Source organism: Mesorhizobium sp. LNHC232B00, assembly GCF_000502435.1.
Lineage (GTDB): Bacteria > Pseudomonadota > Alphaproteobacteria > Rhizobiales > Rhizobiaceae > Mesorhizobium > Mesorhizobium opportunistum.
Map to the genome: position 1 here is coordinate 37,005 of NZ_AYWP01000014.1, position 23,038 is coordinate 60,042.

Annotated in this window: 23 protein-coding genes and 2 pseudogenes; 20 read left to right on the top strand and 5 right to left on the bottom strand. The window is 60.0% G+C overall.

Annotated elements, in window-relative coordinates; genetic code table 11:
* Positions 1 to 136 precede the first annotated feature (136 nt).
* The 6 genes and pseudogenes from panB to X743_RS01000000169055 all read left to right on the top strand — a co-directional run bounded on the left by panB (position 137) and on the right by X743_RS01000000169055 (position 5,376).
* A complete protein-coding gene (gene panB, locus X743_RS151115) occupies positions 137 to 997 on the top strand; it encodes a 3-methyl-2-oxobutanoate hydroxymethyltransferase (protein ID WP_023766592.1) in 861 nt (286 codons plus the stop codon).
* Positions 994 to 1,848 (top strand): pantoate--beta-alanine ligase, encoded by an 855-nt coding sequence (gene panC / locus X743_RS151110; protein WP_023766593.1) that lies wholly within the window; start codon positions 994 to 996, stop codon positions 1,846 to 1,848. The genes panB and panC overlap by 4 nt, the downstream gene beginning before the upstream one ends.
* A gap of 92 nt (positions 1,849 to 1,940) precedes the next feature.
* Positions 1,941 to 2,666: a LuxR family transcriptional regulator gene (locus X743_RS151105; protein WP_023766594.1), complete on the top strand. Its 726-nt coding sequence runs from the start codon at positions 1,941 to 1,943 to the stop codon at positions 2,664 to 2,666.
* Between the two features lie 93 nt (positions 2,667 to 2,759).
* Positions 2,760 to 3,392, top strand: coding sequence for an acyl-homoserine-lactone synthase (locus X743_RS151100; protein ID WP_023766595.1), 633 nt, complete (start codon positions 2,760 to 2,762; stop codon positions 3,390 to 3,392).
* 464 nt (positions 3,393 to 3,856) lie between these two features.
* Complete coding sequence (locus tag X743_RS151095; RefSeq protein WP_245264243.1) at positions 3,857 to 4,258, top strand: DUF2285 domain-containing protein; 402 nt, start codon at positions 3,857 to 3,859, stop codon at positions 4,256 to 4,258.
* A gap of 155 nt (positions 4,259 to 4,413) precedes the next feature.
* Positions 4,414 to 5,376 (top strand): annotated as a pseudogene (locus tag X743_RS01000000169055) (hypothetical protein).
* Positions 5,377 to 5,867: 491 nt separating this feature from the next.
* Here X743_RS01000000169055 and X743_RS151090 read toward each other — a convergent pair.
* The 3 genes from X743_RS151090 to X743_RS151080 form a co-directional block, all read right to left on the bottom strand.
* Entirely contained in the window at positions 5,868 to 6,647 is a 780-nt protein-coding gene (locus tag X743_RS151090) for a Crp/Fnr family transcriptional regulator (RefSeq protein ID WP_023766597.1), read from the bottom strand.
* A 454-nt stretch (positions 6,648 to 7,101) separates the two neighbouring features.
* Positions 7,102 to 7,560: a hypothetical protein gene (locus X743_RS151085; RefSeq protein WP_023766598.1), complete on the bottom strand. Its 459-nt coding sequence runs from the start codon at positions 7,558 to 7,560 to the stop codon at positions 7,102 to 7,104.
* Complete coding sequence (locus tag X743_RS151080) at positions 7,557 to 7,997, bottom strand: hypothetical protein (RefSeq protein ID WP_156934443.1); 441 nt, start codon at positions 7,995 to 7,997, stop codon at positions 7,557 to 7,559. Before X743_RS151080 ends, X743_RS151085 begins: the two co-directional genes overlap by 4 nt.
* A 730-nt stretch (positions 7,998 to 8,727) precedes the next feature.
* On the opposite strand from X743_RS151080, the pseudogene X743_RS1000000173970 reads away from it, so the two are divergent.
* From X743_RS1000000173970 to X743_RS151070, 6 genes and pseudogenes are all read left to right on the top strand, one after another.
* Positions 8,728 to 8,895: pseudogene (locus tag X743_RS1000000173970) on the top strand (nitroreductase family protein); the annotation flags it as partial.
* A gap of 43 nt (positions 8,896 to 8,938) precedes the next feature.
* A complete protein-coding gene (locus X743_RS1000000173345; protein WP_245264244.1) occupies positions 8,939 to 9,283 on the top strand; it encodes a nitroreductase family protein in 345 nt (114 codons plus the stop codon).
* A 380-nt stretch (positions 9,284 to 9,663) separates the two neighbouring features.
* Positions 9,664 to 9,840 (top strand): class I SAM-dependent methyltransferase, encoded by a 177-nt coding sequence (locus tag X743_RS1000000173350; RefSeq protein ID WP_023762808.1) that lies wholly within the window; start codon positions 9,664 to 9,666, stop codon positions 9,838 to 9,840.
* Positions 9,824 to 9,979, top strand: a complete 156-nt coding sequence (locus X743_RS1000000173355) for a hypothetical protein (protein ID WP_023766602.1) — start codon at positions 9,824 to 9,826, stop codon at positions 9,977 to 9,979. The genes X743_RS1000000173350 and X743_RS1000000173355 overlap by 17 nt, the downstream gene beginning before the upstream one ends.
* A gap of 282 nt (positions 9,980 to 10,261) precedes the next feature.
* On the top strand, positions 10,262 to 12,082 hold the full coding sequence (glmS, locus tag X743_RS151075; RefSeq protein ID WP_023766603.1) for a glutamine--fructose-6-phosphate transaminase (isomerizing): 1,821 nt from the start codon (positions 10,262 to 10,264) through the stop codon (positions 12,080 to 12,082).
* Between the two features lie 520 nt (positions 12,083 to 12,602).
* Positions 12,603 to 12,857 (top strand): helix-turn-helix domain-containing protein, encoded by a 255-nt coding sequence (locus X743_RS151070; protein ID WP_023735822.1) that lies wholly within the window; start codon positions 12,603 to 12,605, stop codon positions 12,855 to 12,857.
* A 928-nt stretch (positions 12,858 to 13,785) separates the two neighbouring features.
* Here the strand turns inward: X743_RS151070 and X743_RS151065 are convergent.
* The gene (locus X743_RS151065) at positions 13,786 to 14,175 is read right to left on the bottom strand and encodes a hypothetical protein (protein WP_023735820.1); all 390 of its coding nucleotides are present in this window, start codon (positions 14,173 to 14,175) and stop codon (positions 13,786 to 13,788) included.
* Between the two features lie 403 nt (positions 14,176 to 14,578).
* Between X743_RS151065 and queC the strand changes: the two genes are divergently transcribed.
* From queC to queE, 3 genes are read left to right on the top strand one after another with little or no spacing between them, the layout of a single operon-like run.
* Positions 14,579 to 15,277 carry a 7-cyano-7-deazaguanine synthase QueC gene (queC, locus tag X743_RS151060; RefSeq protein WP_023766604.1) on the top strand — a complete coding sequence of 233 codons (699 nt, stop codon included), beginning with the start codon at positions 14,579 to 14,581 and terminating at the stop codon, positions 15,275 to 15,277.
* A complete protein-coding gene (queD, locus tag X743_RS151055) occupies positions 15,277 to 15,633 on the top strand; it encodes a 6-carboxytetrahydropterin synthase QueD (RefSeq protein ID WP_023735818.1) in 357 nt (118 codons plus the stop codon). Before queC ends, queD begins: the two co-directional genes overlap by 1 nt.
* Positions 15,630 to 16,364, top strand: coding sequence for a 7-carboxy-7-deazaguanine synthase QueE (gene queE, locus X743_RS151050; RefSeq protein ID WP_023735817.1), 735 nt, complete (start codon positions 15,630 to 15,632; stop codon positions 16,362 to 16,364). The genes queD and queE overlap by 4 nt, the downstream gene beginning before the upstream one ends.
* Before the next feature lie 335 nt (positions 16,365 to 16,699).
* Here queE and hemN read toward each other — a convergent pair whose 3' ends face one another.
* Entirely contained in the window at positions 16,700 to 18,049 is a 1,350-nt protein-coding gene (gene hemN / locus X743_RS151045; protein WP_023766605.1) for an oxygen-independent coproporphyrinogen III oxidase, read from the bottom strand.
* Between the two features lie 154 nt (positions 18,050 to 18,203).
* Between hemN and X743_RS151040 the strand changes: the two genes are divergently transcribed.
* The 5 genes from X743_RS151040 to ccoP all read left to right on the top strand — a co-directional run bounded on the left by X743_RS151040 (position 18,204) and on the right by ccoP (position 22,964).
* Positions 18,204 to 18,950 (top strand): Crp/Fnr family transcriptional regulator, encoded by a 747-nt coding sequence (locus X743_RS151040; protein ID WP_023766606.1) that lies wholly within the window; start codon positions 18,204 to 18,206, stop codon positions 18,948 to 18,950.
* Positions 18,951 to 19,493: 543 nt separating this feature from the next.
* Complete coding sequence (gene ccoN / locus X743_RS151035) at positions 19,494 to 21,194, top strand: cytochrome-c oxidase, cbb3-type subunit I (RefSeq protein WP_023766608.1); 1,701 nt, start codon at positions 19,494 to 19,496, stop codon at positions 21,192 to 21,194.
* Positions 21,195 to 21,205: 11 nt separating this feature from the next.
* A complete protein-coding gene (ccoO, locus tag X743_RS151030) occupies positions 21,206 to 21,937 on the top strand; it encodes a cytochrome-c oxidase, cbb3-type subunit II (RefSeq protein ID WP_023766609.1) in 732 nt (243 codons plus the stop codon).
* Between the two features lie 11 nt (positions 21,938 to 21,948).
* Positions 21,949 to 22,098 (top strand): CcoQ/FixQ family Cbb3-type cytochrome c oxidase assembly chaperone, encoded by a 150-nt coding sequence (locus tag X743_RS151025; RefSeq protein WP_023766610.1) that lies wholly within the window; start codon positions 21,949 to 21,951, stop codon positions 22,096 to 22,098.
* Positions 22,099 to 22,100: 2 nt separating this feature from the next.
* Positions 22,101 to 22,964 (top strand): cytochrome-c oxidase, cbb3-type subunit III, encoded by an 864-nt coding sequence (ccoP, locus tag X743_RS151020; protein ID WP_023766611.1) that lies wholly within the window; start codon positions 22,101 to 22,103, stop codon positions 22,962 to 22,964.
* The last annotated feature ends 74 nt before the right edge of the window (positions 22,965 to 23,038 follow it).

Genomic DNA, 23,038 nt, shown 5'->3' on the forward strand with positions numbered 1-23,038 from the left:
ATCGATTTAGTGTAAGCGCGCCTGTCGGCACGTCAACACCCCACAGCTGCACGGCCATTTTTTTGCTCTTCGCACCTGCACAAAAATGTGCGAAAGGCGACACCCGCGGTTGGTAACGTAGGGGAAGGAGGATCCATTGAGCGCGTTTGGTGATACCAAGGCGATCACACCGCCGGATATTCGTTCGCGCAAAGGTGGGACGCCGCTCGTCTGCCTTACCGCCTATACCACCCCAGTCGCGCGGCTTGTCGATCCCCATTGTGATGTGGTGCTCGTCGGCGACAGCGTCGGCATGGTTCTCCACGGTCTGCCCTCGACGCTCGGTGTCACGCTGGAGATGATGATCACGCATGGCCAGGCGGTTCGCCGTGGCATCAAGCAGGCGCTGATGGTCGTCGACCTGCCGTTCGGTTCCTTCGAAGAAAGCCCAGAGCAGGCTTTCCGAAATGCTGCGCGCGTCATGGCGGAGACCGGCTGCACGGCCGTCAAGCTCGAAGGCGGCGAAACGATGGCAGAGACGATCGGCTTCCTCGCCGCACGCGGCGTGCCGGTCATGGCTCATGTCGGCTTGACGCCGCAGGCCATCAACACCATCGGTGGCTACCGCGTGCAGGGCAGGGGCGGGGATGCCGAGCGCATCAGGCGCGACGCACTTGCCGTGAGCGAAGCGGGCGCCTTTGCGATCGTCCTGGAGAAGGTTCCTGAGGCGCTCGCCCGCCGGATCACGGGGGAGGTGGCGGCCCCGACCATTGGCATCGGTGCCTCGGCAGCCTGTGACGGCCAGATTCTCGTCGTCGACGACATGCTGGGCCTCTTCGGCGACTTCCGACCCAAATTCGTCAAGCGCTATGCTGAACTGGGGGAGGCGGCTGCGGCTGCGATCGCTTCCTATGCGCACGAGGTGAAGGAGCGCCAGTTTCCGGCCGCCGAGCACGTGTTTGCCGATGCGCCCACGCCCGCCGACACGCAAGCCACCAAAAGCGGAGAAGCAGCGTGAGCGTGCCGATCGTCAGGAGCGCTGACCAGCTTCGCGAAATCGTCGCCGCATGGCGCCGCGAGGGCGTGAGGATTGCCGTGGTGCCAACGATGGGCGTCCTGCATGAGGGCCATCTCAGCCTGGTGCGCGCTGCACTCGAGAAGGCAGACCGTGTGATCGTGACGCTCTTCGTAAACCCGAAGCAATTCAACAGCCAGGCCGATCTTGCCGCGTATCCGCGCACCGAGGACGAGGATGCCGCCAAACTGGCACCGCTTGGCGCGCACCTGCTTTATGCGCCAGATGCAGAGGAGATGTATCCGGCGGGCTTCGCCACCACCGTTTCGGTGTCCGGTGTCAGCGAGGGCCTGTGCGGTGCCTTCCGGCCGGGACATTTCGATGGCGTGGCGACCGTCGTCACCAAGCTCTTCCTGCAGACCAGCGCTGACTTCGGCTTCTTTGGCGAAAAGGACTTTCAGCAAATTCACCTGGTCAGGCGCATGGCCCGGGATTTGGATATTCCAATCACCATTGTTGCCTGTCCGACAGTCCGTGAAGCCGACGGTCTTGCGCTATCATCGCGCAATGTGCGGCTCTCGCCAGCGCAACGCGCTGTTGCTCCCAAGCTATCATCGGTCCTGCTCAAGACGGCTGAGCGGCTTGGGCGCGGCTCACCCGTCCTGCCAACGCTTGCAGAATCTCGCGCAGCAATTCTGGCTCGCGAGGTCGAATACCTGGAACTTCGCGAAGAGGCAGATCTGCACCCGATGCCAAGCCTTGATCGACCGGCACGGTTGCTTGCCGCGGCCTGGCTCGGCGGCACACGTCTCATAGACAACGTCAGACTATTTCGGATTGGTTCAACAGATTAGCCACGTTCTCGGCACGCGCTGTATCCGTCCGGGATCGTTTAAAACAAGGTCTCTGCCTGGCATTGAGCGAACGGAGGTTACGCACAGGGCAAATGCATCGCGTGTTTGAGAACTTCGTCGAGCAACTGTCTGCAAGTGTTGATGCTGCCGATCTCTGTGAGGCAATGGCCTCCGCTGCAGCCGGCTTCGACTTCCCGCTATTCGCCTATTTCACTTACCCGTCGGCCTCCGGCGACGCCCCCCAATTGATTTCAAACTATCCTTCATCCTGGACATCACGTTATCTGCAACAGCGGTACCACAGGTTTGATCCGGTCATCCTGCGCGGGCTGCAAGGCTGGGATACATTCGATTGGGGTGTGGACCGCGCTCGACACTGTCTGCCGAATTCGCAGCAACAAATTCTGGAGAGTGCGGCTGAGTTTGGCATCTGCGGCGGCCTGACGATGTCCATGCATGATCATCTCGGCCGGTTTGCTGCCCTGACCTTTGCTTCCGACGAGTCCCGTCCGCTTCTGTTGCGGTCACTGGCACGTTACGAAAAAGCATTGCAGCTGGTGGCCATCAACTTTCATATCCACGTCCGGCGCAGGCTCGCCGATGATCGCGTGGTGGATGGTGTAACGCTCACCCCGCGGGAGTTCGAGTGCCTGAAATGGGCGGCGCGCGGCAAGTCGGCTTGGGATATCAGCCAGCTTCTCGGCGTCTCAAAGCGCACCGTGACTTTTCACTTGGAAAACGCCAAGGCAAAGTTTGGCGTTCGAACGATCAACCAGGCCGTTGCACGCATGGCTGCCTCCGGCCAGACGAGATCCTGATTCTTCAGCCACGATACCTGTAAACCTCTACAGGCTGCATCGCTTGCAGCTTTGCCCTTCGATGGCGGGAACACATCCCACATGGAGGCGACCATGATGCAACTGATAACACCAGACTTTTACAACGAGTTTGCAGGCGAACTCAAAGAGATGCACGGGCTCAGGTTTCGGGTGTTCAAGGAAAGGCTCGATTGGGAAGTTGATACCGAAGACCAGATGGAATCCGATTCGTTTGATGCTCTGAAGCCCGTCTATCTGCTCCTCAAAGGATCCGACTGGCGAATTCGCGGTTGCGTGCGTCTTCTGCCCAGCACCGGACCCACAATGTTGCGCGACACCTTCCCGGTGCTGCTGGGTGCTGACGTCGTGCCCTCGACCACCGACATATGGGAGAGCAGTCGTTTCGCGCTCGATCTTCCTCCGTCGGCGCCCAAGGCTGCGGGCGGGCTGGCCCAGGCGACCTACGAGCTCTTCGCGGGCATGATCGAGTTCGGCTTGGCCAAGGATCTGACCCGGATAGTAACGGTGACGGATACGCGCATGGAGCGGATCCTCCGCCTGGCTACGTGGCCATTGTCGCGCATCGGAGAACCCAAATGCGTCGGCAAAACGGAGGCGGTGGCTGGGTTTCTCGAGATTTCCCACGCGAGCCTTTTGCGCATCCGCAGCAGGGGACGTCTGATTGGACCGGTACTGTGGCAACCGGTTCTAGGCCCGTCGGCATAGCGCTATAGTGGACACCTGAGCCATGAAGGATGCTGGTCTGTCCAAGGAAGCGACGGTCGGCCTTGTATGCTGGCCGGACTGGCGTCGCCACGACGCTTACCACTATGCCAGACGATTGCCACGCACTGGCTGGGCCTGGGAGTTTCTTCGGCGCAATCCACAATTCCAGCGCGACCACGCCAAAATGGCACCGTCCGCCTGCATTGTCGGACCCCAAGGCGACATGCAGATAATCGAGTTGACGACAGGATCAGCTCTCCTAAGACAATGGAGCCTTCTTTTTCGCCGACGCGCCACTTTCGGACGCTACATCGGCGAGGGTCTTTTGGGATCCGCGCGATTGCGCCTGTATTCTACGAGCGGCCGCGGAGCCGCTTGGGCTCGACCACGATTTTGAACCGCTTCACCTTTCTTCGCTCTCATGCTGCAAGGACATCCTGCTGACAGCTGCGGGCGTGCAGCACGTGCTGCTGAGGGAGAACTGCCGGAGTCTGCAGATCGCCGTTTCCGGTGCGTCCGTCCTCCGCCCGTTGCGGCTATATGTCGACGCGATCGTTCAGCCGCAGCACCTCAAGTTCCATGTCGCTGCCCTTCAGTTCTTGAACCACGTCAATGGTTGCGCCCGCCTGTCAGCTGCTTGCTTTCCGCCGGAACACCGCGGAGCGCGTCTGCGTATCGTACTCCAGGCTTTGGATGGCTCGCTTGCCGGAGCATCTCATCAGGAGGTCGCCATTGCCTTGTTCGGGACACGCCGCGTCGAAGAAGATTGGCGTCATCCAGGTGGCCATCTTCGCGATCAGGTACGTCGCGCCATCCAACGTGGCCGCTACCTGATGGGCGGCGGCTACAGACAGTTCCTGAGGTAATTGGGGCGGTTGCGATTGTCTTATTCGAACGCGCAACCTCCATTTCTGAGTGCAATTGTGCGTTGCACAAAACGTGGCAAGCGCCTAGTTCTTCCGCGGCGAAGCACTGGGACCCAACCTTCGTCGATGAGTGCATTCATGCCTTGAGGATCCCGATGACCGTTATGAACCCCGACAAAGCCGGCGCGGCAAGCCTTGAGACGATCGCGCGAAACGGCAGCATGCTGCGTCGCATAGCCGTACGCATTCCGACCTACCTGTCGGATATTCGCGAGAACCCGGCGTGGCTGCCCATGTTCATGTTGGCGCGCACCATGCCGGCACGGAGAATGCACTGGCGTGGTGCAAAGCCGGTCCGAAGGTCGCAAAGAGCCCAGGACACGATGTTTGCCGGTATCAATTGCCAGGACGTTGTCGACGCGCTGCGAATGGATGGGCTTTTTCCCGGCCTCGTCCTGCCAACAATGGTGGCTGAAGATGTAGCCGCATTCGCCAGGTGCACACCTTGTTTCGGCACGAATTCATGCCGGCGGAGCATGCGGTGGCTGAGGCGCGGTTTGGCCGTCCGTTGCTCAGCGGTCATTCATTATTTCGAGCGCATTCTGGGCTGTAACTTGGCCGTTGCCATCCAAAACGATCCGCTGCTCATGGATATTGCCGCGCACTATCTCGGCGGCCAGGCGACGCTGATCACAACGCGCGTCTGGTGGAGCTTCCCGACCGGCCAGGCGTCGGACGCCGACAAGAACCTGGCTTCGCTCGGCAAATACCACTTCGATCTGGACGACTGGCGGATGCTGAAGTTCTTTTTCTATCTGGTGCCCGTCGACGAGGGGACCGGCCCGCATGTCTATGTCCGCGGCAGCCATGATCGCCGCGCCCTCAAGCACCAACTTACGCTTGTCGTCGGCCATCCCGCGCAAGAGATTCTGGACGTGTACGGCAAGCAGAGCCCGGTCACGCTGACCGGCGAGGCCGGTTTCGGTTTCGTCGAGGATCCGTTCGGGTTCCATATGGGCACCGTGCCGGCGCACAGGCCACGGCTGATGATGGAAGTTGGCTTCGGGGTTTCTCCTCCATCACGCCGCCGCTTCCATGGCGAGCCTGTGATCCGCTGATTTCGAAAAGTCCCGAAACAGCCTTCCCGGACCACAAGTCTTGTGAGGCAAGATAAGGCTATGCCGCCAATCGATCTGTTCGGCGCCCAAAGCGGTTGTCCGCACATGCCTTGAACTGGGCTGGTGCAATGAGTCTCGCCATTGCTCCAACCAGCGCATGAATGCCTGCTTAATCGAGGTTAGACGGCAGTGCGCCCCAAGATCCTCCTCGATATCGCCTCAGATGCTCTTCGAAAACCTCCTTTACGGACCGAGTCATCTCGGGTCCCCTTTGCAGTGGCCGGAAGGTGGTGCACAGCCGTATCGTGCTTCGGAATCCTGAATGGATGCGAGGGGCGGTTTCCCTGGGGCGGCGCATGCAGCGGTGCCGGCATGACAGCTTCGTCTTGGATCTGATGCTCGACAACGTCGGCGGTGAAGGCTCTGTTTAGGCGGCTTACCCGGACATGGCCTCAATGCAGGAGATCGGCCATCTCCCTGTTCGAGCACATTCATTGGCGATCAGGCGCCTGCGGCCAAGGCAGTTGGCTGATTAGCCGAGCGTATTCGGCTTCAGCCCTGCCATACGACCCGTCAGCCAGCGCAATCAGACGCGTGCGATCAAGGATAACGACCTCTCCTCGCATCGATCGTATCAGACCTTGCCCCTCTAACATTTGCAGCGCTATGGTGACGCCGGGCCGCCTGACACCGAGCATGACTGATAAGAACTCGTGCGTAATCGCCAAGCGGTTTCCGTCGACGCGATCATCACACATCACCAGCCATCTTGAGAGCCTATCGACGATGTTCATCCGGGCATTGCTGAGCGCGGTGAAGCTTGCCTGGAGGTGAAAGTAGTGAACGTAGCGGAGCAGAAAAGTTCGCAGGGTTGGGCTTGTCAAAAGCGCCTTGGTGAAGAGGCCCGCGTCGATAACAAAGGCGCGGGCTTCTAATTGCACGTAACAATCGTGCGTTGATCGGTCATCGCCCATGATAAGCGCTGAGCCGGTCATGCCCTCACAACCAATGATTCCGATCTCAGCTTCAATACCAGGCCGCAGTTCGCCCACCACTGACCCGAGACCGCTCTCGAAGAAGTACACGGTTCTGATTGGTGACCCCGCCACTTCGAGATGCGTCTTCAGTCCCAGGGAGACGCTTTCCAAGTGAGGTTGCAGCAATGCCAAATCTGCCGAGCACATTCGAAGCAGCAGCGAATTGCGATAGATGGAATTTTGGCGGGTGTCGCGTTGCGCGGCAGTGTGAGTTTGTGAACTGGAGTCTGTCATAGCTCCCTCTCCCTATTGGGGCGGAAGCATGTTGATCGCTCACAGCCGACGGACGCCCTTAGAGTTGCCGTCGATGGCACACTGTATGCCTGCGAACCCCGGATGTCCCATTTTTTTGATTAACTGCCTTGACCGGCGCGAGCCAAGGTTTGGCGCGCCCGCGCTAACACGGCATTCAGATACCCAGACCTTACGGAGGCCTCACCGCACAGGGCGGTGCGCACTCCGGCTCGACGACGGCTGTCGAAATCAGACTGCTGTGGATGCACTACCATTGACCGGTACTAGGATTCTCGACCTCGCCGATAAGCTCGTCTGTACAGCAAGCGGCCTTCCTGCCTATCCCAATATCAAAAGTCAAACCCGCCGCAGATGCATATGCCTGGCAGCATGTGTCGGTCTTTGGCCACGCATCTGCGACACCGAAATCAAGTAGCCCGCCATGGCGCGACCCTCAATCTTCTACTTCAGGGAGCCTGCCCTGCCATTCAAGGTCAGTCAGCACTTCGGCCTCCACAGTCATGTTTTCCGCGAATTCACCGGCATGTTCGGCGAGAAGCTTTCTCGCCGCGACGACCGCTGAACGCTTTCCTTCGCACTTCTCGTGGAACCTGGCTACGCTCTGGCCTACGTGGTCGCCGTTCCATTTTATTACGCCCACTATGGCATACCAGACGCCTTTCCCGGTCCTGCGACGTCGCAGAATTTCGAGTCGCTGATCTGCCAATTGGGCGATGGCTTGGTAGAGAAGTTCGTGCTCCGGGCGGTCGGCACCTCTCGAACGAGCCTCATGGGCAAAGCCCTTCAGGCTAGGCTCCTTAAGTTCAGCTACTGCGTGCGAAATCTTCCACAGATTTGCGGTAGCCTCGTCGAGTGCGTGCCGAGCATCATAGGTAAGCGGCGGTCGCTTCACCGAACCCCCTGCGCGGATCTCATCTTGTCCGACTTCACCTTCGGCCAGATGTCTGCGGCAATCCTGTCGAGTTCGGCCTTGCCCACTACCCAGCGGTGCTCCTCCTCAGCCCTCTTCTTGGAGAGCTTTGGCTGAAGTGCCACCACCGTTCCCTTGTTGTCGGAATCATTGAAGGTGGCGCTCATAATGTCGCTAGTCGACCGTGTGAGGCCCTTTCGGATATCGCCCGCAGCATCGAAAACCCAATAGGCTCCTTGGGCATCTAGAATCCGATTCGGCGCGGTGCCTTCGTTCTCAACTATCACCGAGACGACCCGCTGGCGTGTGCCGGCGTATTGCGGGAGAGCGTCCTTTCCGAAGATCATTCCCTCTACAAGCCGCCGCGATAGCCGCAGAGGTTCGCTGTTCTCCGGGAATATGTAGTGACGACTGGACACCCGGCTTCGCTCCTTCGATCGCCGAAACGCGATGGCACATTCATGGTAGGCGGCTGTCTAAAGATTGCAGTATCAAAACTCATTGGCAGCATTTGATCAACTATCGCTCACGCTGCTGGATACGAGCAGCTGTCGCACTTCGCCGGAGACAAATAAGTCAACCGCGAATTGACTGTGAGAGGGATGAGTCCCAATTGGGTGATGCCTGACACTGGTGGAAGGCGAAACTGCGGGCGACTGGAAGCTCAGCAATGCCCATGAAATTGGGCAGCTGGTGCTGGTCCGGCGCTATGACGTCAGACGATGGTATCTGCCGAATGACCTGGGGAACCTTCGGGGACATCGAGGCCGACGTGGTCGGAAGCAAAATGAGTTACAGGCGGTGCGGCAGGAACGAGTATATGCAAGCTGAGACGCCTGTCGCCGTCGCCGCGTTCTAGGCCGACGTTCTCCGCATTCCGAGGCTTGGTGAGCGATACGGGTGCGCCTGAGTGTCAATGGCGCATTTAGCAAAGGCCCTGGCACATGATTCACCGCCATGCGAGCTGATCGAAACTGGTTTGCTGGATTGCATCGTAATAGCGCCGCCCACCAGGAAACATTTTTTTATCGTTTGCGGTTAGGGCCGCATGGCGCGCTTGTCGGACGCAACAAGCCAGCTTGGGCAATAGGCAGCTGGCAATCCACACCGTACTCCCTACTGCAATCCCTAGCCCCGAACGAGACCGCCATGCCGTCACCTCCCGATTTCGCCGACGATTTTCGGGCCGGGCTGATCACGCTGCTGCGCTGGCGCAGGGATGTGCGGCGCTTCGAGCCGACGGCTCTGCCGGAGGGCAAGCTGGAACGGCTGCTCGAGCTCGCCAGCATTGCGCCCTGCGTTGGCCTCAGCCAGCCCTTGCGCTTCGTAGTGGTCGACAGCCTCGAGCGGCGCACCGCCGGTGAGAGACTGCTTCGAACGCTGCAATGCCGAGGCGCTCACGTGCTTTTCGGGAGAGCGCGCTGCACTCTATGCCCGGCTGAAGCTTGCCGGTCTCAACGAGGCGCCCTGTCAGTTCGCGGTTTTCGCCGACCGCACGACCGGACAAGGCCTTGGGCTCGGTCGCATAACCATGCCGGCGACCATCGACTATTCGGCCGTCATGGCGGTGCACACACTGTGGCTAGCGGCGCGGGCGGAAGGCATCGGCATGGGCTGGGTGTCGATCCTCGATGTGACCGAGATGGCCGAGATTCTCGACACGCCGCCCGAGTGGACGCTGATCGGTTATTTCTGCCTCGGCTAGCCTGCGAGGAGCACGACATGCCCACCTTGGAACGCGAGGCGGCCGCCGGTGGTAATCAGCGGTAGGGGGGTGCCCATCACTTCGTCTCTTCCCTGGCGATGAGCTTGACGCAGATCGGGTCGCCCTTCGCCATCGGGGTACATTGCCATTCCGGACCGAAGCCGAAGTTCGTGTTCTTGCCAAGGCCAGGAAAGAGCACTGACAAACCGGACCGCAGCGAAGATGGCGCTGGCGGCAACCGGGCTGAAGCCGGGCATGGAGGTGGTCGACCTCTGCTGCGGCGACGGCTGTGCCGATCGCCACGGTCGCCCGCCATGTCGTCGCCATAGACATCGACGCCGACCAGCTGGAGGCCACGCAGCGCCGCTACCGGCGCCGGCGTGACCAATTGCGAATTCGTCGCCGGCGACGCCTATGAACTCGCTACTCTGGTGTCACGCCCCGTCGACCTCGTCTTCATGGCCAACGCTTTCCATGGCGTCCCGGACCGACCGCGGCTGGCACGTGCCGTGCGCGAGGCGCTCGCCCCCGGCGGGCATTATGCCATCGTCAACTGACACCGGCGCCGCGCAGACGACGACGGTCCTGGGCGAGCCGCGCGGCCCGCGAAGCGAACTCAGGCTGTCGCCGAGACAGACCATCGCCGATGCCGAAGTCGGCGGCACAATGCTTCTACATGCCGGACCGCCTGACTAGGGCTCGCAGGCCGGTCGTCCGTCCACTGTCCAAGGCCTGCTGGCCGTTTCTGAGGCCGTGATCCTGCCGCGGGTGAGTCTGCGATTGTCATAAGAGCGTCAGGCGCGAATAGAACTTTAGGTCCCCACAGCAGCCGACCTATCCATGGGGCGGATGGTAGTGATCACTACAATCAATTGTACCAATATCATGGAATACTACTACAAGGCCGCCACTTAAAGCGGCCGGATGGGTATCCGTCTCGCGTGGGCTGATGCTGCCCGCAAAAATGCGGAGACGAACATGTGCGGGATTGTTGGCATCGTTGGGCAACAGCCGGTGTCGGATCGGTTGATCGGCGCGTTGAAGGGTTTGGAATATCGCGGCTATGATTCCGCCGGCGTTGCGACGATCATCGACGGTGCCTTGCACCGCCGGCGCGCCGAGGGCAAGCTCGTCAATCTCGAGAGGCGACTGAAGGAAGAGCCGCTGAGCGGCAAAGTCGGCATCGGCCACACGCGTTGGGCAACCCACGGGGCCTCGACGGAACGCAATGCGCACCCGCACTTTACCGACGGTGTCGCCGTCGTCCATAACGGCATCATCGAGAATTTCACCGAGCTGAAGGAGGAATTGGCGGCGGATGGCGCCGAGTTCCAGACCGACACTGACACCGAGGTCGTTGGGCATCTCTTGGCAAGATACCGCCGCGAGGGCATGAGGCCGCAAGAGGCCACGCGTGCCATGCTGAAACGCGTCAGGGGCGCCTATGCGCTTGCCATCCTCTTCGAAGATGAACCGTCGACCATCACGGCGGCGCGCAACGGACCACCGCTGGCGATCGGTCACGGCGACGGCGAGATGTTCCTGGGCTCCGACGCGATCGCTCTTGCGCCCTTCACCAATGAAATTACCTATCTCATGGACGGCGACTGGGCCATTGTCGGCAATTCGGGCGCCCATATCTTCGATATCGACGGCCATCCCGTCGAGCGTCCGTGCCATATCTCCACGGCCGCGGCCGATCTGGCCAACAAGGGCAGCCATCGCCACTTCATGGAGAAGGAAATATACGAGCAGCCCGAGGTCATCGCCCATGCTCTTCGTCATTACATCAAAATCATAGAGGGTCGCGACATGGTTCCTGGCATCGATTTCGCCAAGGTTCCGAGCTTGGCGATCTCTGCCTGCGGGACCGCCTATCTCGCCGGACTGATCGGAAAATACTGGTTCGAGCGCTATGCGCGCCTGACGGTTGAAATCGACGTTGCGTCTGAATTCCGTTACCGCGAGATCCCTTTGCCGCCGCAGTCCGCGGCTCTTTTCATTTCGCAATCCGGCGAAACCGCCGATACGCTTGCATCGTTGAGGTACTGCAAGGAGCGTGGGCTGAAAATTGGCGCTATCGTCAATGCCTGCGAATCGACCATCGCTCGGGAGGCCGATACGGTCTTCCCGATCCTTGCCGGACCGGAGATCGGCGTCGCCTCTACCAAGGCTTTTACCTGCCAGCTTGCCGTTCTAGCCGCACTCGCCATCAGCGCCGCCAGAGCCCGCGGGACCGTCCCCGAAGGCGAGCTGCAGGCGCTCGTCAGGAGCCTCGCCGAATTGCCGCGCGTCATGGGCCAGGTACTCAACAGCATCCAGCCGGAGATCGAGTTCTTGTCGCGCGAACTGTCAAAGTATCGTGACGTCCTGTATCTCGGCCGTGGCACCAGTTTCCCGCTAGCGATGGAAGGAGCGCTGAAGCTCAAGGAGATTTCCTACATCCATGCCGAAGGCTATGCAGCGGGTGAATTGAAGCACGGGCCAATCGCATTGATAGACGAGAACATGCCGGTGATCGTCATCGCGCCCCATGACCGCTTTTTCGACAAGACCGTCTCCAACATGCAGGAAGTGGCTGCCCGTGGAGGGCGGATTATCCTCATCACCGATAAAAATGGGGCAGCCGCATCGAAACTCGACACCATGCACACGCTCGTGCTGCCGGTAGTCGACGAGATTATCGCGCCAATGATCTTCTCGCTGCCGATACAGCTTCTTGCCTACCACACGGCGCTCTTCATGGGGACAGATGTAGACCAGCCGCGCAATCTCGCAAAATCGGTCACGGTCGAATGATTGTGAACCTGTACAGATGGCGAAGCTCTCGATGGAAAGCTACCCTTTGTCTGGATCCGGATGAAAACCAGATGACCAGTGTTTGCTGGAATTTGGAATCCCTTTTTTCGGCCGGTCGATCGGGGCACAGGGCGATCGAGCTTCCTAGAGCCGACGTCAGCACGCAGCCGGGGGCTTTCAAGAGTGGGTCTTTCGCTCCCCCGCCGGTGGAGATTGGCCGAAGGAAGCAGTGTCCGTACCGGGAGTTCGAGTTGGTGTTCAGAGTTCCAGGGCCCCCTCCTGAGATGGCCTGATCGGCTGTAGCGCATCCGACCTGCGATCCTTCGCGAATAATTCTCGCCGTTGGCTTTCTTGATTAGAAGGAGGTGAGCCGCCATATTCCGATCCAGCTCCTAATTCAGGCGGCCCATTCCATGGATGAAGCCGGTCCGGCTGAATGGACGTCCATTTTTTGATTTGCTTGGTCTGCGCCGCCGGGGGGGTATCTCCCGAGGGAGCTCCCATGTTCTTGGAGATGTTTATGAACGATTCGCGCATTCCCGAACCAGTCTTGACGGCTATGTCGCAGGGGACCCACATCGTCCGCGCTTATCGTGAGCACCTTGGGTATTCGATCGAGGACCTGACGGTCGCGAGCGGGCTTGCCGCTGAGGAAATTCAAAACATCGAGCGAGGTCTGAGGTACAACAAGGGATATCGGGATCGGATAGCGAGATCGCTTTCCATACCTGTGGGAATCCTTGAGGCAGAGTCGCACATTTCGGACGCCGCCTGATCAGTCGGATGATCCGCAATGGGTGGACTACCGCTCTTGTGATGTGAAGCTTGCGGCTGATTGTAGACGCTGATTCCGTTGGGATGCCTCTGGCGCAGTACCGCCAAGAGAATCTCGTCAACTTTCCGATGCAGGAACCCTTCACATGGGCTCGCGAACAACAAGGCGATGTAGCCGCCCGGAGTGCTACGAAACGTGCACGAGGGCATCGGCTCGCGACGAAGGATTGTAACGGCGAACTCTTGGTAGTTCGGCGAGGCGATGCTGGCGCTTGAGCATCAACTCGGCCTACGAGAGTGGCTACTCCTAGGCTGAATCGGCCAACATGGCCGGCATCGCGCCGCTCTGAAAATAACATGGCGGGCATCCTGACGTTTCCGGGTTGACTATGGGTGTTCGAACCACGAAAAGGGGCCGCTCTTCGTGAGTGGCGTGCGCCGGCAGTCTAACCCCAAGCCCCCCCGCCCAGGCTGCCGGCGCGCTTCTAGAAAGATCGAGGTAGGCACTCGCTGCGCTCTGCCCGCCGACACCTTGTGCTTCCTCCAGCGAGTCCAGCGGACCACCATGGGTGTTGCCAGTTCTGGTGCTTACCCACGTCCATTTGCGATCTCGGGTCATTGAGAGTACCGCAAGCACCCTCTCTGCTGGATGGCAACGCGGCTCGCGCCGCCCGTATGCAGCGCAAGCTCCATGCACGAGGTCGTCCCTTCAAAATACTTGATGCAGTTGCGCTTGCGTAGCTCCTTGCATGCGCTCGATGCCAGGAGGAGACCTCTGTCTAAACGCTCGCATCGATGCAACGCCGTTGATCACCATCATCGCGGCGACCGCTTCGCGGGGGGCCGCAGCCGTTTTGGAGCATGACGATCATGCCGGCGCCATCGCAGTGACGCACATGCAAAATTCACAGATGCATTCTCGCCCAATGCTAGGTGCCCAGCATATGTCCGGCATCCCGCAACGCGGCTACGAAGAGACGGGCATTGCCGTTGGCATCCATCTTGGCCTGCATCGACAGGGGCATCCTGTGCCAGCTCTCCAAGGACGCAATGTAATGTGAGAACATACCGTTAACGATGCAATAGTGGGTAACTAGGCCGTGTACATCCAACGCCAGCACGCCGAATTGGCCGCCGTGATATCGGATGGCAGCGACCCGCTGGACCTGCGCGTCACCGTCGATCCGCACGTCGAAAAGCAGGATGCCGCGGCTCCTGGTGGCTATCTCGGCGGCTTTTTCAGCGAAGCTCAACGAGAGCGAGCGGACGCTTTCGACTGCCATCTGTAAAACCATCAAGTTCAGTTCATCCACTGACATAAGGTACCTGTGCGCAAGACATGGGTGATTGCAATCGACCACACCGCTTGTTCACAGATGTCGGCTCATCACCGGTTATTCAGGGTTTGCCGGTCATCTTTGCGGCAAGCCATCCGGGCTCCTTGTACCCTGCAACCGTTGCAGTGGCGTCCCTCGGCGCTCGGAACCGCCAGGCTCTGCTCGTCGAGAACTTTGTCCGCGAGCAGCGTTCGCTTGAGCATTCCGCTGAAGCGTGACGTCTCACCAGTCCGTGTCCTTCCAGCTCACCGCGAGGGCGTTTTGCGCACCGCACGCAAGCGCACGAAACTGGTCTCCGTTCACTTCACAAAATGGTTTTCCTGAAGTACTGGAGCGCAGAGAAATCTCCGGTCGCAGCCTACCCGGTTAAAACAAGGACCCAACGATGAAGACTCTCGTCGTCTGCTCCGGCGGATTGGATTCCGTTACTCTTGCTCACAAGGTGGCAGCGGAGCACCAGCTTACCGGCCTGCTATCGTTCGATTACGGCCAACGGCATAGGAAGGAATTGGGCTTCGCCACCCTTTGCGCGGAGCGCCTGGGCGTCCCGCAGCGAATCATCGACATCCACGAGATCGGCGGCGGCCTTTCCGGCTCCGCGCTGACCGACAATGTGGACGTGCCCGATGGGCACTATGCCGAAGATACGATGAAGGTAACGGTGGTGCCCAACCGGAACGCCATCATGTTGGCCATTGCCTTCGGCCTCGCCGCAGCGCAAGACGCTGACGCGGTGGCGACGGCCGTGCATGGTGGGGATCATATTGTCTATCCCGATTGCCGTCCGGCCTTCATCGATGCTTTCCAGATGATGCAGGACCACGCGCTCGACGGCTACGCGCAGATTCGCCTTTATGCACCCTATGTGAACCTGACGAAGGCGGACATTGTTAGGGATGGAGCCACATACGGCACGCCGTTTGCGCAGACCTGGTCCTGTTACAAGGGCGCCGAGCGTCATTGCGGGAGGTGCGGGACCTGCGTCGAGCGGCGTGAGGCGTTTCACATCGCTGGGCACCCGGACCCAACCGAGTACGAGGACTCCGACTTCTGGCTCGGAGCGCTGCGAAGGACCACCGCGTAATGTTCCGCATCACCAAGGAATTCCACTTCTCAGCCTCGCATCAGCTCACCTCATTGCCACCCGATCACCAATGCGCGCGCCTGCACGGACATAACTACATCGTCGAAGTGGAGCTTTCAGCGAATGGACTGGACGATCACGGCTTCGTGCGCGACTACCACGATTTGGCGCCATTCAAACGCTACATCGACGAGAGCTTCGACCACCGACATCTCAACGACGTGCTGGGACACGAGCAAGTCACGGCGGAATATCTGGCCAGACATTTCTACGACTGGTGCAAGGCACGCCTGAGCGAAACCGCGGCCGTGCGGGTGAGCGAAACGCCGAAAACCTGGGCGGAATACCGGCCATGACCAATACGCATCCCGCAATCCGCGTTAGCGAGATTTTCGGGCCGACGATCCAGGGCGAGGGCGTGCTCATAGGTTTGCCGACGATCTTCGTCAGAACCGGCGGGTGTGACTTTCGCTGTTCCTGGTGCGACAGCCTGCATGCTGTGGACAATCAATTCCGCCATGAATGGGAGATGATGTCCGTCGGCGCGGTGTGGAAAAATGTGCTTGCGCTTTCCGGTGGCCGCCCGCTTATGGTGTCACTGTCAGGCGGCAATCCGGCCATCCAGCCGCTCGGCGCGCTCATCGACCGAGGCCATGGTGACGGTTACCGTTTTGCGCTGGAAACCCAAGGTTCGCTTGCCAGGGACTGGTTTGCGCACCTTGACGTGCTGATCCTCAGCCCAAAGCCGCCGTCAAGCCAAATGACGACAGATTGGGCCGCTGTCGAGGCGTGCCTCCAGGCGGCACAAGGCAAGCCCCAAATCGTGCTCAAGCTCATTGTTTTCGACGAAAGGGACTACGCCTACGCGAAAGACGCCGCTGCGCAATTTCCGCAACTTCCGATCTATCTGCAACCCGGCAATCACACGCCGCCACACCCGGCAAATGATGACGCGCCCGTCGACCTTGACGGAATATTGAAGCGCATGGAGTGGCTGGTTGACAGCGTGACCCGCGACAAATGGTTCGAAGCCCGCGTGCTACCGCAGCTGCACGTTATGCTCTGGGGTAACAAGAGAGCCGTCTAGGCCAGGCCCTTTCCACCGGAACTGCACCGGCATATTCGGCTGAACGGGTGGTTCAACGTTGACCGCGCTGCCGGGGTGCTTGCGGACTTCTGCCACCGGCCCAAGTGTTGTCAGCCGCTTGCACGGCACCTTGCATTCTCCTTGCAAGGTCGAAGGGAGCTGTCGCCGACAACCATGATCTGACAGGCAGGGCATGAGCGGGCGATATCGTCGCTATGCCAAGACGCGTCTGGTCCGCTTCGAACCGTCTCGGCCGACGGTCGCCGGTCAACAGTGGAAAACGATCGCAATCGGTTCACGATCGAGTGAGAGCCATGACCGTTCCTCTGCGGTGCTCAGACTGCCGCCGAGTGCCTGGCCGTTCCAGTTTCGAAATATTTGTCGAACCTGGCCGCGATGCTTCGGACGAAAGGGCGACTTTCAGCCGGCACAACGAATCTGTCGCCATCAAGTTCAAGCAATCGAACCGGATCGTGGAGGGCCATGGAACTTGACTGAAGGAGGAGCCTCTGGCCGGCCTCGCCGAAGCGTTCCACCAGATCGATGGCCGAGAAGGCGAAGTCGCACATCAAACGTTCGATGATCCAGCCGCGAACGCGGTCGTCGTTGGAAAGTGCGATACCCCGAACAGCGGCCAGCCCGCCGTCATCAACCGTGCATCGATATTCGCTGGTCGAAGGCATATTCTGCGCATAGCCCTGCCGAAACTGGCTGATGGACGATGGGCCTAGCCCAATCAAGGTTTCGCAGCAATCGTCGGTGTAACCCTGAAAGTTCCGGTGCAGTGTTCCGGCGCGGGCGGCAAGGGCCAGGGCATCGCCGGGTTTGGCGAAATGGTCGAGGCCGATTGCTTCGTACCCCTGGTCCACGATCGCCCGCGCCGCCAGTTGCAATTGAGCAAATCTCTCCGCGGGACCGGGCAGCCATGCCTCGTCTATCATGGTCTGATGTTTCTTGAACCACGGCACATGGGCGTAGCCAAAAAGCGCTATCCTGTCGGGTTCCAAGGTCAGCGCCTGCGCGACGGTGGAGGAGACGCTCTCCCTCGTCTGGTGCGGCAAGCCGTAGAGCAGGTCTAGATTGACCGATTCGACGCCGCGCGAACGAACACCGTCGACTACCGCTTTGGTCTGCAAAAAGCTCTGCTCGCGGTTGATTGCCTTCTGAACCTTCGGATCGAAGTCCTGGACGCCGAGGCTCGCACGGGTCGTGCCGATTTCGGCAAGCGCATCGAGGCGGGCATCGTCCATATCATTGGGTTCGATTTCAACGCTGATCTTGGCGCCGGGAAGAAAGGCGAAGCTGTTGCGCAGGACGCTTCCCAGCGCCACAATATCCTCAGGTTCCAGCATCGTCGGGGAACCGCCGCCGAAATGAACCGCGCGAACTCGGCCCTTGCCGGTAACAAGGCCGCCAACCGTGGCGATCTCCGCATACAGCGAGCGCAGATAAGCGGCCACCGGCTCGTAGTGGCGGGTCTGTTTGGTATGGCACGCGCAGAACCAGCAGAGCCTGTCGCAATAGGGAATATGCAGGTAAAGCGATATCTCGTCACCACCTTCGAGCGCCTCCAACCAGCCTCGGTAAACGACGGCATCGACGCCCGCATGGAAATGGGGCGCAGTCGGATAACTGGTATAGCGCGGGACGTTCTCGCCAAGTCTGGCAGCTAGCTTTTGTCGCATGTCGTGGTCCACCGTGTTTGCGTCGCCCGAACTGTGGATGCTTGGATGAGCCTAAGCCCTGATTTCGATCAACCTTCAGCACGGACAAACTGCCGCAAGGATTTTTCTACCGTGGATTGCTATCCTGCCCGCACTGGACCGGTAGAGCGATCGAATGACATTACGGCAGGATATTCACAGTTCCGGCATTCCCGTTCTTTGCTTGCCTTGCGAGGCACGGCGCCGCGGTGTCTGTGGCGCGCTCGAGCCAGACGATTTGGCTCAGCTCGCCAAGACGTCGTCGCGGCACAATATCGAGCCGGGGGTCGAACTGATCGGCGACGCCGAGGCGGTCGACTGTTATTCAAACGTGCTTTCAGGCGTGGTGAAGCTCACGAAGAGCCTTTCGGACGGCCGCCAGCAGATCGTCGGTCTCCAGTTCGCGCCGGATTTTCTGGGACGGCCCTTCAAGATGAAAAGTGCGATCAATGCGGAAGCGGCAACAGCTGTCTCGCTATGCTCGTTTCCGAGAGCGGCCATCGAACGGATGATGAAGCAGTCACCCGAATTTGTGCATCGCCTGCTCAAGCAGGCGCTGAACGAACTCGACGAGGCCCGCGAATGGATGGTGACTCTGGGGCGCAAGACCGCACCAGAGAAGGTGGCGAGCTTTCTCCTCATGATTGCCCGGAACATCGACTCCAATGTTGACCCGGCGGCTAGGTCGGCGTGCTTCGAGCTGCCGATGACGCGTGCCGACATCTCTGATTTCCTTGGAATCACTAACGAGACCGTGAGCCGTCAGCTGACCAGCCTGAGAATGGACGGCGTGATTCGGATCGAGAACAACCGCCGCGTCACCGTGGACAGCATGAGCCGGCTGGAACGGCGCTGCGGCGGCCGAGGCGCAATAGCCGTTTGAATGACACGAAGCTGCATGGCCCACGCCACTTACTTCATTCGGGGCAGGGCATGCTCGCGTTGGGCTCAGAAGACATCGCGTAGCGACAGCCCGTTCTAATTCCGATCGTATACGCCAGTTGCGTTTGGGCTCGTCGGCGAAGCATCCACACTTGGCCGAAGTCAATATGCCTCATACGCAGGCGAAAATCGCCGTCCAAACTATAAATGTCGCGAAGGCAGCGCAACGCTGGCGCTGGCTGTTCCAAGGCATTGAAACGATCGACGTTCGGTAAGGCATCGGCCTGCTTACCAGCGTCAAGGTGCGCTTCCCCACACGCCCGCGGTCGCCTCCTACCCGGGCCCCGACTGGGGACGCCGGGCCTGTCCATAAACCGTCGGCCGGTGCTGCACTTCCACATTCGACACAGTCTGATCGCAACGAACTCGATGCTGCTCGAAGCAAAATGGTGCGGCTCTGACATGGATCAGGGCGAGCAGGCGACGGCTGCGCAATAAGGCACCGCGGTTTGGCATCCGCCGGAATTGGAAATCGGGGCTTGCGATGAAATTCGGCAAAGAAATCGTGCTTCTAAGCCTGTTCGCACTCGCGGCTTTGGTGGCCGCTGGCGCTGGGGTGGATGAACCCTTTCGCCAGGATATGTGGGTCTTGTTCTTCGCCTTGGCTGGCTTCACTGCGATCCTGTTGCGCAACACTGAATTCAAGCCTGCTGCTCCGATCGACCCGTCCGCCTATATGGATGGGCCAATCCGCTATGGCGCCATCGCCACCATGTTCTGGGGTGTCGTCGGCATGCTTGTCGGCGTCGTCATCGCCTTGCAGCTTGCCTACCCCGATCTCAACATTCAGCCCTGGTTCAACTTCGGCCGTCTGCGGCCATTGCATACGTCGGGCGTCGTCTTCGCCTTCGGCGGCAATGCGTTGCTCTGCACGTCCCTCTATGTCGTCCAGCGCACCTGCCGCGCCCGGCTGTTCGGCGGCGATCTCGGCTGGTTCGTGTTCTGGGGCTACCAGCTCTTCATCGTCATGGCAGCGACTGGCTACCTGCTCGGCATCACCGAGAGCCGCGAATACGCCGAGCCCGAATGGTATGTGGACATCTGGCTGACCATTGTCTGGGTCGCCTATCTCATCCTGTTCCTCGGCACGATCCTGAAGCGCAAGGAACCCCACATCTACGTCGCTAACTGGTTCTACCTGTCCTTCATCGTCACCATCGCGATGCTGCATGTGGTCAACAACCTCTCCATGCCCGCCTCCTTCCTGGGCTCGAAGAGCTATTCGGCTTTCTCCGGGGTCCAGGACGCTCTGACGCAATGGTGGTATGGCCACAACGCCGTTGGCTTCTTCCTGACCGCCGGCTTTCTCGGCATGATGTATTATTTCGTGCCCAAGCAGGCAAACAGGCCGGTCTATTCCTACCGCCTGTCGATCGTCCATTTCTGGGCAATCATCTTTCTCTACATCTGGGCCGGACCCCATCATTTGCACTACACCGCCTTGCCCGATTGGGCGCAGACGCTCGGCATGGTGTTCTCGATCATGCTGTGGATGCCGTCATGGGGCGGCATGATCAATGGCCTGATGACGCTGTCGGGCGCCTGGGACAAGCTCCGCACCGATCCGATCATCCGCATGATGGTGATGGCCATCGCCTTCTACGGCATGTCCACCTTCGAGGGTCCGATGATGTCGATCAAGACGGTCAACTCGCTGTCGCACTACACCGACTGGACCATAGGACACGTCCATTCGGGCGCACTCGGCTGGGTCGGCATGATCTCGTTCGGCGCGATCTACTTTATGGTGCCGAAGCTTTGGAACCGTGAACGACTCTATTCGCTGCGGCTGGTCACCTGGCACTTCTGGCTGGCGACGCTTGGCATCGTTGTCTACGCCGCGGTCATGTGGGTGTCCGGCATCATGCAGGGCCTGATGTGGCGCGAATACGACGAGCAGGGCTTCCTGGTCTANATCGTCGTCTACGCCGCGGTCATGTGGGTGTCCGGCATCATGCAGGGCCTGATGTGGCGCGAATACGACGAGCAGGGCTTCCTGGTCTATTCCTTCGCCGAAACCGTGGCCGCCATGCACCCCTACTATGTGATGCGCGCCATCGGTGGGGCCATGTACCTCTCCGGCGCCCTGATCATGGCCTGGAACGTCGCCATGACCATCCTGGGCTACCGGCGCGAGGAGGATCCGATGCCCGGCTCCGTTCCCGCCCTCCAGCTTGCGCGATGATGAGACAGAAAATGAGGTTGATGAACAGACACGCGGTCATCGAGAAGAACGCTACACTTCTTCTCCTCGGGTCGCTGCTGGTCGTGACAATCGGCGGCATCGTCGAGATCGCGCCGCTCTTCTACCTCGACAACACGATCGAGAAGGTCGAAGGCATGCGGCCTTACTCGCCGCTCGAACTTGCCGGGCGCAACATCTATGTGCGCGAGGGCTGCTATCTCTGCCACAGCCAGATGATCCGCCCGTTCCGTGACGAGGTTGAGCGCTACGGGCATTACAGCTTGGCGGCCGAGTCGATGTATGACCACCCCTTCCAGTGGGGATCGAAGCGCACCGGACCGGACCTCGCCCGGGTGGGCGACCGCTACTCCAATCTGTGGCAGGTCGAACACCTGACGGATCCACGGAACGTGGTGCCGGAATCGATCATGCCGAGCTATGGCTTTCTGAAGGACACGCCGATCGCGGTGAAGGACTTCTCGACGCATCTGGTCGCAAACAGGCGTGTCGGTGTCCCTTACACCGATGACATGATCGCCAACGCCAATGCCGATCTGATGGCGCAGGCCGATCCCAACGCCGACACGTCCGGCCTCGAGGCCCGCTACCCCAAGGCCAGGATCGGCGATTTCGACGGTGATCCGCAGCAAGTCACCGAAATGGACGCCCTGGTTTCTTATCTCCAGATGCTCGGCACGCTTGTCGATTTCAAGAACTACGATGAGACCGCCGGCTACCGCTGAGGACAATGGCGATGACGTACAATTTCATGCGGGAGTTTGCCGACAGCTGGGGCCTACTTGCCATGGCTCTTTTCTTCATCGGATCCGTTGCCTTTGCACTTCGTCCCGGCAGCCGCAGGCAAGCCGGCGAAGCAGCTCAAATTCCTCTGAAGGAGGACTGATCATGAGCAGCGATCACATTGACGAGGTTTCCGGCATCTCGACGACCGGTCATGAGTGGGACGGCATTCGCGAGCTCAACAACCCGCTCCCGCGCTGGTGGGTCATCACCTTCTACATCACCATCGTCTGGGCGATCGGTTACACGATTGCCTACCCGGCATGGCCGCTGTTGCACTCCGCGACAAAGGGCGTACTTGGCTATTCCAGCCGCAACGAAGTCAAGAACGAGTTGTCCGCGGCCGAAGCGGCGAAGGGAAAATATGTTGCCGCGATACAATCGAAGAGTGTTTCGGAGATTGCGGCGGATGACACGCTGCGCGAATTCGCCGTCGCTGCCGGCGCCGCCGCGTTCAAGCTCAATTGCGTGCAGTGCCACGGTTCCGGCGCCCAGGGGTCCAAGGGCTTTCCGAACCTAAATGACGACGACTGGCTGTGGGGCGGCAAGACGGATCAGATCCAACAGACGGTCACGCATGGCATCCGCTTCGCCTCCGACCCGGATACGCGCCTGTCGGAAATGCCGGCCTTTGGCGACATCATCAATGCCGATCAGATCCAACAGGTCAGCGCCTACGTCGCCAGTCTGTCGGGGGCTGTCAGCGATCAAGCATTGGTCGCGCCAGGCGCAAAGGTTTTTGCCGAAAACTGCGTGGCCTGTCATGGCGACAATGCAAAAGGCAACAAGGAACTCGGCGCTCCAGATCTGACCGACGCCATCTGGCTCTACGGGTCAGGCGAAGCGGCCATCACCGCCCAGGTCACCGCGCCGAAACAGGGCGTGATGCCGGCCTGGGGCGCGCGCCTCGGCGAGACCAAGGTCAAGGAACTGTCGGTCTACATCCATTCGCTTGGCGGCGGAGAATAGGAGCAGAAGCCTATTCTCGTCCTCCCCCTCCCGCCAAGCGACGAGGCCCGGCGCAAGCCGGGCCTCGGCATCAT

What these genes read in the sequence shown, in the direction of transcription:
- X743_RS151105 (WP_023766594.1), top strand. Translation starts at nt 1,941, where the DNA reads ATGCATCGCGTGTTTGAGAACTTCGTCGAGCAACTGTCTGCAAGTGTT.
- X743_RS151100 (WP_023766595.1), top strand. Translation starts at nt 2,760, where the DNA reads ATGATGCAACTGATAACACCAGACTTTTACAACGAGTTTGCAGGCGAA.
- X743_RS151090 (WP_023766597.1), bottom strand. Translation starts at nt 6,647, where the DNA reads ATGACAGACTCCAGTTCACAAACTCACACTGCCGCGCAACGCGACACC.
- X743_RS1000000173355 (WP_023766602.1), top strand. Translation starts at nt 9,824, where the DNA reads ATGCCATCGTCAACTGACACCGGCGCCGCGCAGACGACGACGGTCCTG.
- glmS (WP_023766603.1), top strand. Translation starts at nt 10,262, where the DNA reads ATGTGCGGGATTGTTGGCATCGTTGGGCAACAGCCGGTGTCGGATCGG.
- X743_RS151070 (WP_023735822.1), top strand. Translation starts at nt 12,603, where the DNA reads ATGAACGATTCGCGCATTCCCGAACCAGTCTTGACGGCTATGTCGCAG.
- X743_RS151065 (WP_023735820.1), bottom strand. Translation starts at nt 14,175, where the DNA reads ATGTCAGTGGATGAACTGAACTTGATGGTTTTACAGATGGCAGTCGAA.
- queC (WP_023766604.1), top strand. Translation starts at nt 14,579, where the DNA reads ATGAAGACTCTCGTCGTCTGCTCCGGCGGATTGGATTCCGTTACTCTT.
- queD (WP_023735818.1), top strand. Translation starts at nt 15,277, where the DNA reads ATGTTCCGCATCACCAAGGAATTCCACTTCTCAGCCTCGCATCAGCTC.
- queE (WP_023735817.1), top strand. Translation starts at nt 15,630, where the DNA reads ATGACCAATACGCATCCCGCAATCCGCGTTAGCGAGATTTTCGGGCCG.
- hemN (WP_023766605.1), bottom strand. Translation starts at nt 18,049, where the DNA reads ATGCGACAAAAGCTAGCTGCCAGACTTGGCGAGAACGTCCCGCGCTAT.
- X743_RS151040 (WP_023766606.1), top strand. Translation starts at nt 18,204, where the DNA reads ATGACATTACGGCAGGATATTCACAGTTCCGGCATTCCCGTTCTTTGC.
- ccoO (WP_023766609.1), top strand. Translation starts at nt 21,206, where the DNA reads ATGAGGTTGATGAACAGACACGCGGTCATCGAGAAGAACGCTACACTT.
- X743_RS151025 (WP_023766610.1), top strand. Translation starts at nt 21,949, where the DNA reads ATGACGTACAATTTCATGCGGGAGTTTGCCGACAGCTGGGGCCTACTT.
- ccoP (WP_023766611.1), top strand. Translation starts at nt 22,101, where the DNA reads ATGAGCAGCGATCACATTGACGAGGTTTCCGGCATCTCGACGACCGGT.